This window comes from Saccharothrix espanaensis DSM 44229 (assembly GCF_000328705.1).
Taxonomy (GTDB): Bacteria; Actinomycetota; Actinomycetes; order Mycobacteriales; family Pseudonocardiaceae; genus Actinosynnema; species Actinosynnema espanaense.
The window spans coordinates 2,744,665-2,759,544 of record NC_019673.1 but is presented as its reverse complement, the minus strand read 5'-3'; the positions used below and the strand labels follow the sequence as shown (position 1 = coordinate 2,759,544).

General features: G+C 65.0%; 13 protein-coding genes. 7 read left to right on the top strand and 6 right to left on the bottom strand.

Translation table 11 applies throughout. The annotated features are described in order from the left end of the window. Positions 1 to 33: 33 nt before the first annotated feature. The gene (locus BN6_RS12620) at positions 34 to 1,200 is read left to right on the top strand and encodes an ROK family transcriptional regulator (protein WP_015100026.1); all 1,167 of its coding nucleotides are present in this window, start codon (positions 34 to 36) and stop codon (positions 1,198 to 1,200) included. A gap of 149 nt (positions 1,201 to 1,349) precedes the next feature. After that, positions 1,350 to 4,070, top strand: a complete 2,721-nt coding sequence (locus tag BN6_RS12615; RefSeq protein WP_015100025.1) for an nSTAND1 domain-containing NTPase — start codon at positions 1,350 to 1,352, stop codon at positions 4,068 to 4,070. Between the two features lie 156 nt (positions 4,071 to 4,226). On the opposite strand, the gene BN6_RS41835 is transcribed toward BN6_RS12615, so the two are convergent. The 4 genes from BN6_RS41835 to BN6_RS43570 all read right to left on the bottom strand — a co-directional run bounded on the left by BN6_RS41835 (position 4,227) and on the right by BN6_RS43570 (position 6,568). Then, positions 4,227 to 4,685 carry an Imm1 family immunity protein gene (locus BN6_RS41835; RefSeq protein WP_015100024.1) on the bottom strand — a complete coding sequence of 153 codons (459 nt, stop codon included), beginning with the start codon at positions 4,683 to 4,685 and terminating at the stop codon, positions 4,227 to 4,229. Positions 4,686 to 5,204: 519 nt separating this feature from the next. Further along, on the bottom strand, positions 5,205 to 5,723 hold the full coding sequence (locus BN6_RS12605; protein WP_015100023.1) for a bifunctional DNA primase/polymerase: 519 nt from the start codon (positions 5,721 to 5,723) through the stop codon (positions 5,205 to 5,207). Next, on the bottom strand, positions 5,720 to 5,995 hold the full coding sequence (locus BN6_RS12600) for a hypothetical protein (RefSeq protein ID WP_085983493.1): 276 nt from the start codon (positions 5,993 to 5,995) through the stop codon (positions 5,720 to 5,722). Before BN6_RS12600 ends, BN6_RS12605 begins: the two co-directional genes overlap by 4 nt. Positions 5,996 to 6,124: 129 nt before the next feature. Beyond that, positions 6,125 to 6,568, bottom strand: a complete 444-nt coding sequence (locus tag BN6_RS43570; protein WP_015100022.1) for an Imm1 family immunity protein — start codon at positions 6,566 to 6,568, stop codon at positions 6,125 to 6,127. 602 nt (positions 6,569 to 7,170) lie between these two features. Here BN6_RS43570 and BN6_RS45570 point away from each other — a divergent pair. The 5 genes from BN6_RS45570 (at position 7,171) to BN6_RS12585 (ending at position 11,690) form a co-directional block, all read left to right on the top strand. Next, complete coding sequence (locus tag BN6_RS45570; protein WP_148302845.1) at positions 7,171 to 8,292, top strand: hypothetical protein; 1,122 nt, start codon at positions 7,171 to 7,173, stop codon at positions 8,290 to 8,292. A gap of 42 nt (positions 8,293 to 8,334) precedes the next feature. Then, entirely contained in the window at positions 8,335 to 8,862 is a 528-nt protein-coding gene (locus BN6_RS43565; protein WP_084672639.1) for an NUDIX hydrolase, read from the top strand. Between the two features lie 248 nt (positions 8,863 to 9,110). Beyond that, positions 9,111 to 9,374 carry a hypothetical protein gene (locus BN6_RS12595; protein WP_041312666.1) on the top strand — a complete coding sequence of 88 codons (264 nt, stop codon included), beginning with the start codon at positions 9,111 to 9,113 and terminating at the stop codon, positions 9,372 to 9,374. 500 nt (positions 9,375 to 9,874) lie between these two features. Then, complete coding sequence (locus BN6_RS12590) at positions 9,875 to 11,470, top strand: hypothetical protein (RefSeq protein WP_148302844.1); 1,596 nt, start codon at positions 9,875 to 9,877, stop codon at positions 11,468 to 11,470. A 4-nt stretch (positions 11,471 to 11,474) separates the two neighbouring features. Further along, positions 11,475 to 11,690, top strand: a complete 216-nt coding sequence (locus BN6_RS12585; protein WP_015100018.1) for a hypothetical protein — start codon at positions 11,475 to 11,477, stop codon at positions 11,688 to 11,690. A gap of 337 nt (positions 11,691 to 12,027) precedes the next feature. Here the strand turns inward: BN6_RS12585 and BN6_RS12580 are convergent, their stop codons facing one another. After that, positions 12,028 to 13,635 carry a recombinase family protein gene (locus BN6_RS12580; protein ID WP_015100017.1) on the bottom strand — a complete coding sequence of 536 codons (1,608 nt, stop codon included), beginning with the start codon at positions 13,633 to 13,635 and terminating at the stop codon, positions 12,028 to 12,030. Positions 13,636 to 13,744: 109 nt separating this feature from the next. Next, complete coding sequence (locus BN6_RS12575) at positions 13,745 to 14,749, bottom strand: IS30 family transposase (RefSeq protein WP_015100254.1); 1,005 nt, start codon at positions 14,747 to 14,749, stop codon at positions 13,745 to 13,747. Positions 14,750 to 14,880 lie beyond the last annotated feature (131 nt).

Below are 14,880 nucleotides of genomic sequence, written 5' to 3'. Positions count from 1 at the left end.
GAACTTATCGCGGGGTGCCGCTAGGATCCAGCGGTGTCCCGACCCGCGAGCCAGCACACCGTCCGCCGGCACAACTGCGCTCTCGTGCTGGACGCGATCGCCGCCGCCCCCGGCTCGTCCCGGGCCACCGTCGCCGCCCGCACCGGCTTGACCAAGGCCACCGTGTCCAGCCTGGTGGACCGGATGATCGGCGCGCGACTGGTGGTCGAGGGCGAGGCGCAGAGCAGACCGGGTCCGGGCCGCCGGGGCACCGCACTGCACCTGTCCCCCGCCGGACCGCACGGTCTGGGCGTCGAGATCGGCGTCGACCACCTCGCCACCTGCCTGGTCGACCTGACCGGCCGGGTCCGCACGAGCTGGCTGCGCCCCGGCGACAACCGCGCGTCGCGGCCGAGCCGCGTGCTGACCAGGGTCGCCGCCGCGATCCGGTTGGCGCTCAAGGAGGACGTGGCCATCGGCGGCGTGGGTGTCGCCGTGCCCGGCCTGGTCGAGTCCGCCACCGGCATCCTGCGGCTGGCCCCGAACCTGGGCTGGCGCGAGGTGGACGTGCGCGGCGAGCTCACCCGGCGGCTCGGGCTGGACGTGCCGGTGCTGGTCGGCAACGAGGCGAACCTCGCCGCGCTGGACGAACTGCGGCACGGTTGCGGCGCACCGGACTTCGTGCACGTCTCGGGCGAGATCGGCATCGGCGCGGGCATCGTGCTCAACGGCGAGCTGTTCGAAGGCGTGTCCGGTTTCAGCGGCGAGATCGGCCACCTCTCCGTAGACCCGAGGGGCCCGCGATGCCCGTGCGGCTCCCGCGGCTGCCTGGAACGCCTGGCAGGCCAGGACGAAATCGTGCGCGCGGCAGGCGTCGAAGACCTCCCGACCCTGCTGACGGCGCTCAAGGCGAACGACCGCACCGCCACCGCAGCTGTGCACGACGCGGCGAAGTGGTTGGGCGTGGCCCTGTCCGGCGCGGTGAACCTCCTCGACCTGCCCACCGTCGTCCTGGGCGGCGCCTACGCGCGGCTGGAACCGTGGCTGCGCGAGCCGCTGCTGGCCGAACTGGGCCGTCGGGTGGTCAGCGCCGCCTGGTCGCCCGTCCACGTGCTGGCGTCCACCCTGGCCTCCGACGCGGCCACCCGGGGCGCGGCCGGCACCGCCATCCGCGCCATCCTCGCCGACCCGGATCCCTACGTCACCGCCGTACTGGCCTGAGGGCGGGCACCCTTGGCAGATGGCCCCCGTCCCGTTCACCCGGATGCGCGCACCCGAAGCGGAGCGGATTCGGGGTCGGGTCTGAAAGTCTGGACGACACCCCGAACGCTGCGGAGAATCGGGGAACCTTTGGTCAGGGGGTGGAACCGGTGCCGCGTGGAGAGCGCCCGTTGGACGTCGGGGACGGTCCGCTGCTGAAGTTCGCGGCCGACCTCAGGTCGTTGCGCGACAAGGCAGGCGGCTACAGCTACCGGCAGCTGGGCGCCCGCGCCCACTACTCGGCGACCACCCTGTCCGACGCCGCGGGCGGCCGGAAGCTGCCCAGCCTGGCGGTGACGCTCGCCTACGTGCGCGCCTGCGAGGGCGACGTGGCCGAGTGGGAGGACCGCTGGCACCAGGTGGCGGCCGAGGTCCTGCCGACGCCCCCGGGCCCGAACGAGGCCCACCCGCCGTACGCGGGCCTGGCGGCCTACGGCACGGAGGACGCCGAGTGGTTCTTCGGCCGGGACCGGATCCTGGAGGACCTGGAGGCCAGGATCACCGCGGGCCGCTTCGTGGCCGTCTTCGGTGCTTCCGGGGCGGGCAAGTCGTCCCTGCTCAAAGCGGGCCTGGTGCCCCGCCTGCCGGGCCCGACCGTGCTGACCACCCCCGGCGAGGTGGAGGTCCGGGCCGACAAGCTGGACCTGACCCAGGACCTGATCATCGTCGACCAGTTCGAAGAGGTCTTCACCCTCTGCCAGGACCACACCAGGCAGGCGGAGTTCATCGACGCCCTGCTCTCCGCCGACTGCCGCGTGGTCCTGGGCGTGCGCGCCGACTTCTACAGCCACTGCGCCCAACACCCGAACCTGGTCGAAGCCCTGACCGACGGCCAGCTCCTGCTGGGCCCCATGGGCCCGGAGGAACTGCGCCAGGTGATCATGCAGCCCGCCGTCAAAGCGTCCTGCACGGTGGAGACAGCCCTGGTCAGCAGGCTGATCGCGGACGCGACGGGCCAACCGGGCGTCCTACCCCTGATGTCGCACGCGCTCCTGGAAACCTGGCGACGCAGGCGCGGCACCACCATGACCCTCGCCGGCTACGAAGCGGCAGGCGGAATCCAGCACGCCATCGCCCAAACAGCCGAACGCACGTTCACCTCACTGGAAAAGCAACAACGAACCCTCGCCCGCCAGGTGTTCCTCCGCCTCACGGCACTGGGCGACGGCATCGAAGACACCAAGCGCCGCCTCCCCAGGTCGGAACTGGACCAGGACGTCGACGTGGACGTGGTCCTCGACCGCCTGGCCCACGCCCGCCTCCTCACCCTCGACCGCGACACCGTCGAGATCGCCCACGAGGCCCTGATCCGCTCGTGGCCACGCCTGCGCAACTGGCTGGCAACCGACCGTGACGGCCTGCGCACGATGCGGCAACTCACCGAGGCGGCAACCACCTGGGACTCGCTGGGCCGGGACCCCGACGCCCTCTACCGGGGAACCAGGCTGGACACGGCCGTCGAGTGGACCCACCGGGACGGTGCGCGCACCAGCGCCCTGGAACGCGAGTTCCTGACCGAGAGCGAAGCCTCCCGAGACCGGGAACGCCACCTCGCCCACCGCCGCACCCGCCGGCTGCGGCAACTGGTGGCCCTGCTCCTGGTGCTGCTCGTACTGGCCTCCGGTGCCGTGGTCCTGGCGATCGGAGCGCAGAAGCAGGCGGCCACCGAACGAAACCTCTCGGTGGCCCGCTACGTGGCCAACGAGGCCCAGAACCGCCGGACGGCGGGCGACCGCGTGCTGGCCAACCAGATGATCATCGCCGCCTACCGCCTCAGCGGCACCGACGACCTGCGCGACCTGGTGCTGAGCGCCCACGCGTCGGCGGCCGAGGACATGGTGAGCCGCTCGGTGCTGTCCAACGGCTCGGCCCTGAGCCCCGACGGCACCCAGATCCCGACCGCCCGCGTCCCGTACAGCGCCGACGACCGCGTCTACAAACGCCTGGGCGGCCTCCTGACCCCGCGCAACACCGTCACGTCGTTCGCCGTCACCGCCGCCGAACGCGCCTACGCCACCACCGCCGAAACCCCCGACGCCCGGATCTGGGACGTCACCGACGCCCGCGACCCCAAGCCCGTCTACACGTTCTCCGGCCCCGTCACCAGAATCGCCTTCGCCCCCACCGGCGGCCGGGTGCTGGTGACCGTGGAAGGCGCGTCCGAGGCGAAGATCTGGGACGCCTCGAACCCCGGCGAACCCAAGGTCCTGGGCGTGCTGACCGGCCACCCGCGCTGGATCACCGACATCGCGTTCAGCCCGAACGGCCAGATCCTGGCGACCATCGACAACCAGAGCACCGTGCGCCTCTGGAGCCTGGCGAACCCCCGGGAACCCCGGCAGATCGGCGAGCTGAAAGACGGCGAAGACGTCTCGACGGTGGCCATCGCACCGAACGCGAAGACCATCGCGGTAGCCGGAGCGAACGGCACGATCCGCCTCTGGGACCTGACCGACCCGTGGACCCCCACCCGCCTGGCCAGGATGATCGGCCACTCGGACAAGGTCCTGGCCCTGGGCTTCCGCCGGGACGGCACGTCCCTGGCCAGCACCAGCAAGGACGACACCGTCAGGATGTGGGACCTGACCGACAACCGCCACCCGACCCAGCGCGCGCGGGTCAGCGGCCCCACCGACGGCATCTACGCCATCAGCTACGGCGACACCCCGAACTGGGTGGTCACCTCGAACGCGGACGGCACCACCCGCGCCTGGGAATTCGACGTCGACATCGCCATCGCAAAAATGTGCGAATCAGTCGACAAAGAAATCACCGAAGAAGAATGGCACAGAAACTTCGAAGGAATCGACTACCACCCACCCTGCGCCTGACCAACAAACAAAACCACCCTCACCACCCGCGCCACACACACCCCCCGAGCCGTGTTCTCCCCGTAGGGTTGCCCGCATTTAGTTGTAGACCCGTGACCTGCGGTGACGCCCATTGTCGATCTACGAAGGGCGTCACCGCACGGGGCCGGGGAGCCCTCAGCCTGCGTCAGCACAGGGCGCGCTGTGCAGGTGTGGGCAGTCTGCGGGGATGTTCCCATCGGTCGTAAGGTAGATCTCCAGTACCTCGGCCACGATGGTCAACGGCACTTCATGGCTGGCTGGAACCTCTCGCGCCCGGCCTTCGAACCTGTAGATCGCCAGCGTGGAGTCGCTACTTGCGTCTCCACGTGTGAGCCTGGCCGGACCATCATCGCTTGCGACGTGAACAAAGCCGCGTTTCCCATCACTGCTGATTCCGACTTCTAGAATCTGATGGTCGTACGCTGATTCGCTCGTGACGACTTCCATCATGATATTCTCACCGGCACGAGTGGCGTCAATGATAACGGACCCAATGAACTCGCTGAGTTCGCCGACATTCTGGACTGCCCTCGGGTGCTCCGCCGATTCTGTCGTGGTGGCGGACCGCTCGTTATAGATGAACTGAATCGCCATCGAACAAACCCCTTATGCAATCGTGGACTCTACGAGCCTAGCCTCTGCCGTGGCTCTGCGCCGTAGAGGGAGGTAGACCTTGACCGGCCCACCGGGCATAGCCGCTGACCTGCGGTGTAGCAGCGTAGACCGGCCACGTCGCCCAGATGGCTTGGGCGCGCTTCCTTCGGATCTCACCACGAGGCGACCTACTCACGCGGTGCGACGTCTACGGCAAATGATGTCTTTGGTCTGACTAGGGCCGTGTACCCGAAGTCGACTTTTACGTTGCCGACGGTACGACCTCAAAAAGGTCTTCGAAGGCCATCGGCTTGAGCGCGGTTAACGCTCCCGCGATGAAAGTCCCCCCTGGGCGTAGGTCCCCTGCAAGGACGCGTGCCACAGTCGACCGGTTGACGTTCATTGCTTTAGCCAAGGCATATTCCGAACGGAGTCCTGCAAGATTCGCGGCCCTGCGGAACGTTTCGGTGCGGAGTCCGATGGTCTGCATCTGTTATCCCACCCGCGAGAGCTTTGGGTTCACATCATGAGGAGGGAAAGTTGTTCGCCGGTCATCAATTCCTCGCAGTCGGCCATCGGCGACAACCAACTCACCTCACGGCCTTCGACCACCGAGGGTGGCAGTGGGACTGTAGCGCCGATGGGAAAGATCTCCTCACGGCTTAGCCCGCGCGATGAGGACAGCAGGAAGACCGCTGGCCGCTCGAAGGCTGGAACCACCACCACCGGAGTCGGGTCCGCCGTGAACGCCTTAAGCGTGACGAGGTGTTCCGCCCGGTCCAACTCCAAAGCAACCGCAACGAGATCTGCTACGGTCACGACCAAGGTGGAACGCATTAGGCGACTAGGCAACACCGGCCACCAAAGCCGAACCAAGTCCTCGTCGGTGACCGCCATGTCCGCCGGACACAACTCCAACGACTCCCACTCGCGTCCGAATACCGGATCCATGTAATTGTCGTTGTGCCACAACGCGCCTGGGACTACCGGCCAACCGCGCTCAACGCACGCCAGTGCACACTCCAAGCCGTTGGTCACCGTTCCACCTCAATCCTCGTGCCACCCAAATCCGAAGCCCACACCACACGAGTCGTGACACCGGGTGCCGCGAACCAGCGCAACGCATCGTTCGCCGAACGAACACCCATGCGAAATGTACCTTCGATGGAAATCACCTCCGCACACTCCGGAAACTCCAACCCCCACGCGCCCACCCGCGCGTCCTCACGTTCTCCGTAAACCTGCACGACAGCGAACAAACGAGGAGCGGTATCTGCAACCATCCCGCTGATCGACTCCTCGAACTCCACCTCTGGGATAGAAGGAGAGTCACCCTGCTCGCTTACCTCTTCATGGGTGTTCTCAGTCATTTTCACTGCCATGAGCTTTTCCGCTTCGAGATTGCTTCGACCGTGGAGGTCAATCGGTTTTCGTTACGTCTAATAACCGTCATAGGGCATCCATTCGATACACTTGGGCCGCTGGCGCGTCTCAATCCATTCAATTAGGGCTCGCCGTGCGTCGGATATCAAGATTGCGGCCGACCGGGGGAACAGCGCGCCCGTAGTTCCATTGAAAATGAGCGACAGGTCTGGCGGTGGCCGCTTCGGATTGTATGAGTTCGCTACCGGCATCTTCAGGTCGTCATTGTCCAGATAATTAATGGCAGCGAAGCCTGCTGCCGAATCAACACTTATTCGGAGCTGATGATTCGGAAACGGACCCCCGTCCCGGTCCTTCCTGTACTCCACGTCACCGATCGACAGTGTCGATTCCCACTGGGTTTCGTTTGCGCCAAGGATCCTGTCGATCAGTAGCACGCACTCCGATTTTCCGGACGCAACGCATGCCGTCCCATTGGCTAGCAATGCTGTGACGATCATTTCATACCCAAGGTCATTTCTAGATAATCATTCCTTAGTTGGATCGAGGAGTCGCAGTGCGTGCGGTCTCTGTCTGCGCACAAGTCAGACATGAGGCAAGCGCGACGTCTATATCAAAGTCGGAATGTCGCATCCCCCACCGCGCATAGATGCAGGTCAGAGGCTTGACACTGGCGGGTGCAGTCACCCAGTGGTGGTAGTCACATGTCGGATGTACGCTGGCCAGAGGGGGTGAGATCGCGGGTACCGCCGAACGCAGCTCGGTCAGGGGGAATATGACGACCACGGGCCATTCCGGGAGTTGGACTCCGGATCGTGGGAGGTGTCGCGGGTGCAACGCGCCACTGGCAAAGGACAACACTGCCAGTCTGTGCGGTCAGTGCCACCGTGAACAGCGTGACGCACTTCGCACCCCACCGGCCCACTTGAGGCAGGATTTCTTCGAGACTGACGACTTCAGTGCGGCCTTCGACGCTCACCACATCGGCCACGCCATCAAGGCGTACAGAACTCACCCACGCTGGACGAAACTATACGGGAGGGCTCTCAAGCAAGAAACTGTCGGGCGCTGGTTGGGCCTCAATCAGGCGCAAGTCAGCAGGGTGGAGAACGGCAAGCCGGAAAAGAACCTAGACACCCTGAGGGCGTACGCGGAAACCTTGCACTTCCCCCGGCACCGGCTCTGGTTTCTGTTTCCTGGCGAGAGTCGCCTGATTCTTCCCGCTTCGATCGTTGACAATAAGGGCGACCTGGGCGACATCGATGGAAACGATGGAATTCTAGTCGCCGACCCTGCTGGCATGGCTTCATTCTTCGTTTCAGGCGAAGCCTCCATGCTCGATGTCGCTTCCTTGAACGATGCTCGTAACCACTTTGAAGTGATGTATCGCAATCTCGGCGGCCCAGTGACTCAGGACAGACTGACGCGGTTCCTGTCTGAACGAGTTTCACCGCTTCTGGCACAAGCGCAGTCCCAAGGGAATCCGCAACAGTTGTACCGCGCTACAGGCGGCCTAGTAGCACTCGCCGGTGTGTGCGCCTACGACAGCGAGAACCACGGCGCTGCACAACGCCATTTCCAAGACGCCCTCAGGCTGGCGGGAAAGGCTGGCGACTCAGGGTTCCGGGCCTACGTTCTAGCGCTGATCGTAAACCAGGCTATCGCACTCGGAGATTCCCGGCGTGCAATTGGTCTTTCCGAATTGGCGCTCAAGGTGGATGAGAGCCTATCCGGTGCACTCCAAGCTGATCTCTACGGGATGCAGGCCAAGGCATATGCACAGCTTAGGGACACCGAAGCGACCTATCGCTCCATGTCTCTAGCGGAGGCATCTGCGGCCGGAATCGACTCAGGGGTCGGGCCCGCAGAAATCGGATATATCCAAAAGGGGCTGACAGAAGCACACTTTGTCGACGCATTGACGGAGTTGGGCGACCTCGTGCCAGCGCAAAGATATTCAGAGCAAATATTCAGCATCCCGACACACGCCCGCGGCCGCGTAAATAGACTCGCCTCATTGGCTACCTTGGAATTGCGACTAGGTGAAGCTGAGCGAGCCTCCGCCCTGATTTCCGAGATGGTCGACAGCGCACAGGGCATGGAGTCGCGCCGACTCAATACCAGGTTCAGGGCGATTCGGTCCAGTCTCAACAACCTGTCTTCCGTCGATACCTCTAACGCCACCGAGCAGATTGATCGGTTCTTGACAATTTCGCCATGGTAAAGTGACGCCACCATGACCACTGCTCGAAAGGTACCTGGCCCAATGGAGTGGGAGAACCTGGGCGAACGGCCCGTCTATGAAAACCCCTGGTTCCAGGTCAATCTCGCCGATGTCGTACTTCCCGATGGGCGTCACCTCGATCATTTCGTCATCCGGCAACGTTCTGTGGCGCTGACAGCAGCTGTTAACGATGCCAACGAGGTTCTACTACTATGGCGACACCGGTTCATCACGGGAACATGGGGATGGGAACTACCTGCGGGCGTGATCGAGGCTGGGGAGACACCGGAGCAGGCCGCAGCACGTGAAATGCTCGAGGAGTCCGGATGGAAAGTGGGCCCACTTCGGCATCTGGTGACGGTCGAGCCCTCAAATGGACTGTCCGATTGCCTGCATTATGTCTATCAAGCAGATGGTGCCGAGTACGTAGGCCACCCGGAAGACGACTTCGAGTCCAACCGGCGCGAATGGGTATCGCTCAAACTTGTACCCGAACTCATCCGCAACGGTGAGATCCGGTCCGCGAACACAGTGGCCGCACTTCTGATCTTGCACAACGCGAAGCTGTAAGTCACCCACCGTCCGGCATACGTGGGCCTGCGCCCGCACACATCCTACGGAAGAATATCTGGCTGGTAGACATTCTGTCTCAGGATATCGGGTATGCCGCCGGGGCCTCCGACCAGCGACATTCCCAGCGCGACATGCGCGTATTCCGGATTTGATATAGATACTTCCGTCGCGCACCTCCCTACTTGATGGCAGCGGCTCGTGAGCCCACGAGTCGCCACCATCGAGCAAGGGATCAAACGATCAACATGGACACCGTCTACCAGTTGCAAGCTCGGATCTTTCACCTTGCCTACTTGGCGGAGGAACTTCCGGAAGCGGCACAGCAAGACGTTGGCAGTTGGATTTACCGCCAGATCGCACGAGAGGCCCTGGCGGTTATGTCGAGCGTGACGGAGTACATCGCCGTTGACGAACAAATCAGGCGCGTCAGGATCGGCAACACGCCGAACGATCCAATCCTAGGCGCGTCTTGGGATGAGAGTGCGTCTCGCGGTGGTGGTGTTCTTTGACCGCTCTGAGAGAGCTAGTCAACACTGCGCTGCGGCTGCCTACACGTTGCATGAACGCCGTACGTCGCGTGTGGTTGTGGGTGGCGCGGCCTTTGGTCCGCGCATGGCGCGAGTTTCCGTTGGCCGCCCGGATCGCGGCCCGTACCAAGGCGTTGGCGGTAGGGCTGTGCCGTTGGGTGGTCGCCTGGCGTATGTGGGTGCCGGCGTGCCAGCTCGGGCGAGACGCATTGGGATGGATGCGGCATCGAGCGCCGGGCCTGGCAGGCCGGGGGCTGGTGTGGATGCTCCGGCGTGTCCCTCGGTGGGGCTGGTGGGTCGGTTCCCGTGCCGTGATCGGTGCGTGGTGGTTGGTCTCCCGGTCGGTCCGGTGGTGTTCGGCGTGGCAGGTGTATGCGCCGTTGGTGTTGCAGTTGCGGGATGACCATCGGCACGGCACGGCCCGGAGGGTGCGCGGGGAGTGGACTCGTGCGGTTGTGTTGCGGTCGGTCGGGGTGTGTGCCGTGTGGGTGGCGGCGGTCGTCGGTTGGGTCGCGGTCGCCGAGCGGTGCGGCCGGCCGGTGGCGGTGGTCGTGGTCGTGGCTGTGGCGGCCGTCGTCGGCCGCATGGTCCGTCCGCCGATCGAGCCGGAAGCGGACTCTCCGGGAGCCCGTGAGGTCGAAGGGCGACCGGACGACCCGTTTCCGTTGGCGGATGCCCACACCCGTGCGGAGGCGTCGGACGCGGTTGCGCGGGCGCTGAGGTCCGAAGGTGTGGACCTTCGGATGGTCGGTGAGGCGTTCCGGCAACCGTGGGGTTGGGAAGTGTCGGTGATCCTGCGCAAGGGCACGCCGGCACTGGTCGTTGACCGGCTACCGGGTCTGGAGACCGTGCTGGATCTTCCTGCCGGTGGCGCGATGGCCGCGCCGGACCGGGCACGGCGGGCGCGTGTGGTGATGCGTCTTGCGGAGCGGGATCCGTTCGAGTCGGTTCCCGTTGCGCTGCAACGGAAGCCGGGCTCGGTCTCCATTCTGGACCGGCTGACGGTGGGCCGGTTGATCACCGGTGTGGACCTGTCGTTGATCCTGGCGGGAGTTCACGGGGTGGTGATCGGTACCAGCGGTTCGGGCAAGTCGTCGGTACTGCGGGTGGTGGGTGACGCGGTGACCGCGTGCTGTGACGCGGTGCTGTGGGATCTCGATCCCGCCGGGGTCGGTCTTGACGTGCTGGGGCCGGCGGTCGACCGGGTTGAGCGGACCGGACCGGGCATTGAGTCCGCGTTGGCGGACGCGGTCGCGATGGCGGAGATCCGTCCCCGGATCGCACGCGAGTTGGGCATGTCCGGTCCTGATTGGATGGTCTCCCCGGACCACCCCGCGGTTGTGGTGGTAGTCGACGAATATCCGCGATTGTCCTTGCGCGCCAAGGCTTCGGCGGTCGAGCTGCTCCGCATCGGACGCAAGGGCCGGGTGTCGCTGCTGTTGGCTTCCCAGGAAGCCACAAGTGACACGCTGGGTGATGCGATCGCGGACACCACGGCGTTGAAGATCCTCCTGCCGTGCCGGCACAGCGATGTGCGCTTGGTGTTGGGGCCGGCGATGACGGGCGAGGGGTGGCGGCCGGACCGGTTGAACCCGGCTACCTCGGACAGTCCCGAGGATGCCGGTAGCGGCTACGTCTACGCCGCGCACCACCGTGATCCGGTGCTGGCGAAGTTCGCGGCTCTGTCGGACGACGTGGCGCACGACCGGGCGGTGCAGCGGGCACTGCACCGCCCGGTGGTCGATACCGCGACGTGGGACCGGGTCCGCGTGCACCAGGCGGGCACCGCGAACGCGTCGGCGGACGTCCGGCCGGTACTCGACCGGGCGGCTGTGGCGGACGTCCTGGCGGTCATGGGGACCGATCACCGGGTGTGGACGGCCGATCTCCTGACGCGTCTGGCCGGCCGCAATCCGGGCCGGTACGGGGAGTGGGGTCCGGAAGACCTGGCGGACGCGTTGCGGCCTCTGAACGTCTCTCCGGTCCAGATCCGGCGGGACGGGCGTAACCGCAACGGCTACACCCGTCAGGCGCTGACAGACGCTCTCAGCGCCCTTAACGGCGAAGGGGGGAGGTGATCGCATGGTGACCCAGTCGGTGACGATCGCTGTCCCCCTGCTTCTGGTGATCGTGATCCTGTACGCAATCAAGCACAGGAAGACGAAACTCGGGGGTCTGGTGTTGGGCTTCCTGTTGGGAATCAGCCTGACTCCGACCGGTGTGTCCGGCCTGATCGCGGACAAAGTCGTATCGCTTGTCGTGTACCTGGTCGACGCGGTGTCCGGGGTGTTCGTATGACCGGTCCCCGTCTGGTCGGAGCGGGCCGGCGGTGACCGTGACCATTCCCGAACAGAGATCAGGAGGTGAACGCCCGGAACACTATTTCAGCGAAGATGAGCGTTGCGGGCTCGTCAAGTGGCGACGGATAGTCGCGACTCTGCCGCCCATGGCACCCGACGAAATCGAGTCGGCGGCACTGGCGCTCAACGAATTGGCGGCACTGGCGCGAGAGACGGAGTAGGCACGGTGAAATGCAATCGCGTGCGGCACGTCGGCTGATCGGTCGGCAAACGTCTGCGACCCCATGTCCCGGTTCGGGGCATGGGGTCGCAGCCGTGCGAGGGGTCGAAGTCGGCTATGCGTCGAACGGGTCGGTCGCCTTGTGCACCCGAACACGGTCCGGCGTGAACCGCTTGTCAGGCTGGGGATGGATCCTGATCTGCACATCCGTCCCCAGAGCGCTCTTCAGCAACTTGCGCCGAATCTGGACCCCCTTCTCCACCTCCGACTCCGACAGGAGTGTGGACCGGTCCCACTGTTCGGCGACTTGTTCGGCAGTCAACACCTCGCCAGGATTCGCCGATGCCGAGCTTTCCTCAAGCTCGTTCAGTTCTTTCTTCAGGCGCTGGATATCGGCGTTCAGCGGCCGGTTGGCGGCATCGAACGCCGATTCGGTGATCTCGCGCCGACCCAAGCGTTCGGAGATGCGATCCTGTAGCGCGGTCGCATTGGCGAGTTCCGTACGGACCTCGGTCAGACGGGGGTCTGCCTGAGACCGGCTGTGAGTGAGAGCGTTGACCACTCGCGGGTCGGACAGCCGTGCGATCACGAACAGACGCAATTCCGCGTCCAGCGCCCGCATGTCGATACTCATCCGGCCACATCCCCGATGGGATTTTGCGCAGTAGTAGTCACGACGGGTCTGCCCGTCCGGGTAGGTTCCGTTATAGTTCGGCTTGCCGGACAACTTGTTGCCGCACCGGGCGCAGTACACGTGACCACTACCGACGTAACGATTCGTAAATGGTGCGCCACGCCGGCGACCGAGGATGATGGCGCGCATCTTCCGCCACTTTTCAGGCGGTGCGATCGGCTTGCCCTCAAGCGTCCCGACCTCTTCACCTTCGTATTCGATGATTCCTGCGATGGTCGAACGCATCAGCGTGTTGCGCACCCCGACCTGAACCCAGGTCTTACCTTCCACGGTCCGCAAGCCCGCATCGTTCCACGTACGTGCGACCTCGGATGTGGTGGTCGTTCCGTCCGCGATGCCGATCACCGCTTTGCGGATCGCGGCACGTTCGCGCTGAATGTGCGCATCGGGCAGCATCGGGCGGTCACTCTCGCGCTGACGACGACTTGGCTTCCACTCACGGTCTTTCCGGGGGAAACCGAAACCGGGCTTACCTCCGGTCGTTCGCCCTTCTGCACGGAAGCCGATAAAACGCTTCCTGATGCGCCGCGACGAGTCATCGCTGGACTTGGCGGCGGCGGCTACCAGTCCGCGCAGTTGGAAGAGGTCTTCCGGGTCAGTCAGGTCGAAAGAACCGTACGTGCTGATCACTCGGAACCCGCGACGCGCGAGATCAATAAGCCGCTCTAGGTCGCGAGGCTGACGAAATAGCCTGTCCACGTGCCAGACCGCGATACCCTGAGTGATGCCCGATTCCGCACGCTCGATAGCGGTCTCGAAGTCCTTGCGGACGGCGTTGCGTTTCCAAGCCGACTTTCCGTCCCACAGTTCCAGTCCCACGACCGCGCCGGCGCTCTTGATCGTCTTCCGGTTGTCCGACTGCTGGGTTTCGATCTTCTCAAGGTCGCCCGTGTCGGGGTTCCACGACAGGCGCGCGTAGGAGTCGATCACGGGCGCTGCGCCGGCGACCAACGGGTTCAGCGACCCTCCTTCGGGCCGCTGACCAGTAGAAACACGCGTTGAGGTAGGCATGTCACCACGGTAGGTCACCAAATGAAGGTAACCCTATGGCCTGCGCGCAGCGAACCGCGCTTGAGCAGGTAGTGCAAGCACGCTTTCCGCTTGCACTACCTGCTCAAGGGTGGGTGGGGTCAAGTGGTCATCGCGACGTGTGGGCGTTGACCAGGTCGTTGTAGACCTCGACGGGCTTGCGCCAGTCGAGGGTGTGGCGGGGTCGTCCGTTCAATTGCGCGGCGACCTTGTCGAGGTCGGCCTGGGTGTGGGTGGACAGGTCGGTGCCTTTGGGGAAATACTGGCGGAGCAGCCCGTTGGTGTTCTCGTTGCTGCCGCGTTGCCAGGGGCTGTGCGGGTCGCAGAAGTAGACCGGGATGCCGGTGCGGATGGTGAAGTAGGCGTGTCGGGCCATTTCCCGGCCCTGGTCCCAGGTGACACTCTTGCGCAGGAAGTCCGGAAGGGTCTCCATCTTCCGGGCCAGGAGCGTGGCCACCCGTTGGGCGTTGCGGTCGTACGGGATGCGGACCAGCATGACGAAGCGGGTGGTGCGTTCGACCAGGGTGGCGATCTGGGAGGCGTTGCCGCGTCCGATGATCAGGTCGCCTTCCCAGAAGCCCGGCACGGCCCGGTCGTCGGCCTCTTTCGGCCGGTCGCTGATGTGGACCATGTCCTTGATGTACTGGCGGGCGGTCGCGGGACGGCTGCGGTCGACCCGGTGCAGACGGCCCTGACGCAGGGCGAGCTTCAACTGGGTGCGCAGCTCGCCCCGGGCCTGGAGGTAGAGGCTCTGGTAGATCGTCTCGTGCGACACGCGCATCTCCGGATCGTCCGGGTGGTCCAGGCGCAGCCGCCGGCCGATCTGGCGAGGCGACCACTTCTCCCGCAGCCCGTCGTTCACCGCGTCGTGCAACCGGACCGACGACTCCAGTTTACGCAGCCTGGGCCGCCGACGATGGTCCGCCGCCCTGCACTGCGCCCGCACCGCCCGATAACCACGACGACCACCGTTGGCCGCGATCTCCCGCGCCACCGTCGAATGATGCCGCCCCAGAAGCATCCCGAGGACACGGGTCGAACAACGTGCGTTCCGACTCAACTCCCGGGAGATCAGCTCCCGCTCCTCGAACGACAACAACGGGCCACCGGCCATACGACAACCCCACTACTCGACGGGCGAGATCAAATCTGCTGTCGCCATGACCGTATGACACCGCCGTGGTTGTCTCAGACCAGGCCATACGGGGAGAACACGGCGGGCCTTCCTCCCCCGGCGGCCTGCCC

Bases quoted from the DNA above. Each gene is read 5' to 3' on its own strand.
- BN6_RS43565 (WP_084672639.1), top strand. From the start codon at position 8,335: ATGGAGTGGGAGAACCTGGGCGAACGGCCCGTCTATGAAAACCCCTGG.
- BN6_RS12595 (WP_041312666.1), top strand. From the start codon at position 9,111: ATGGACACCGTCTACCAGTTGCAAGCTCGGATCTTTCACCTTGCCTAC.
- BN6_RS12585 (WP_015100018.1), top strand. From the start codon at position 11,475: ATGGTGACCCAGTCGGTGACGATCGCTGTCCCCCTGCTTCTGGTGATC.
- BN6_RS12575 (WP_015100254.1), bottom strand. From the start codon at position 14,749: ATGGCCGGTGGCCCGTTGTTGTCGTTCGAGGAGCGGGAGCTGATCTCC.
- BN6_RS41835 (WP_015100024.1), bottom strand. From the start codon at position 4,685: ATGGCGATTCAGTTCATCTATAACGAGCGGTCCGCCACCACGACAGAA.
- BN6_RS43570 (WP_015100022.1), bottom strand. From the start codon at position 6,568: ATGATCGTCACAGCATTGCTAGCCAATGGGACGGCATGCGTTGCGTCC.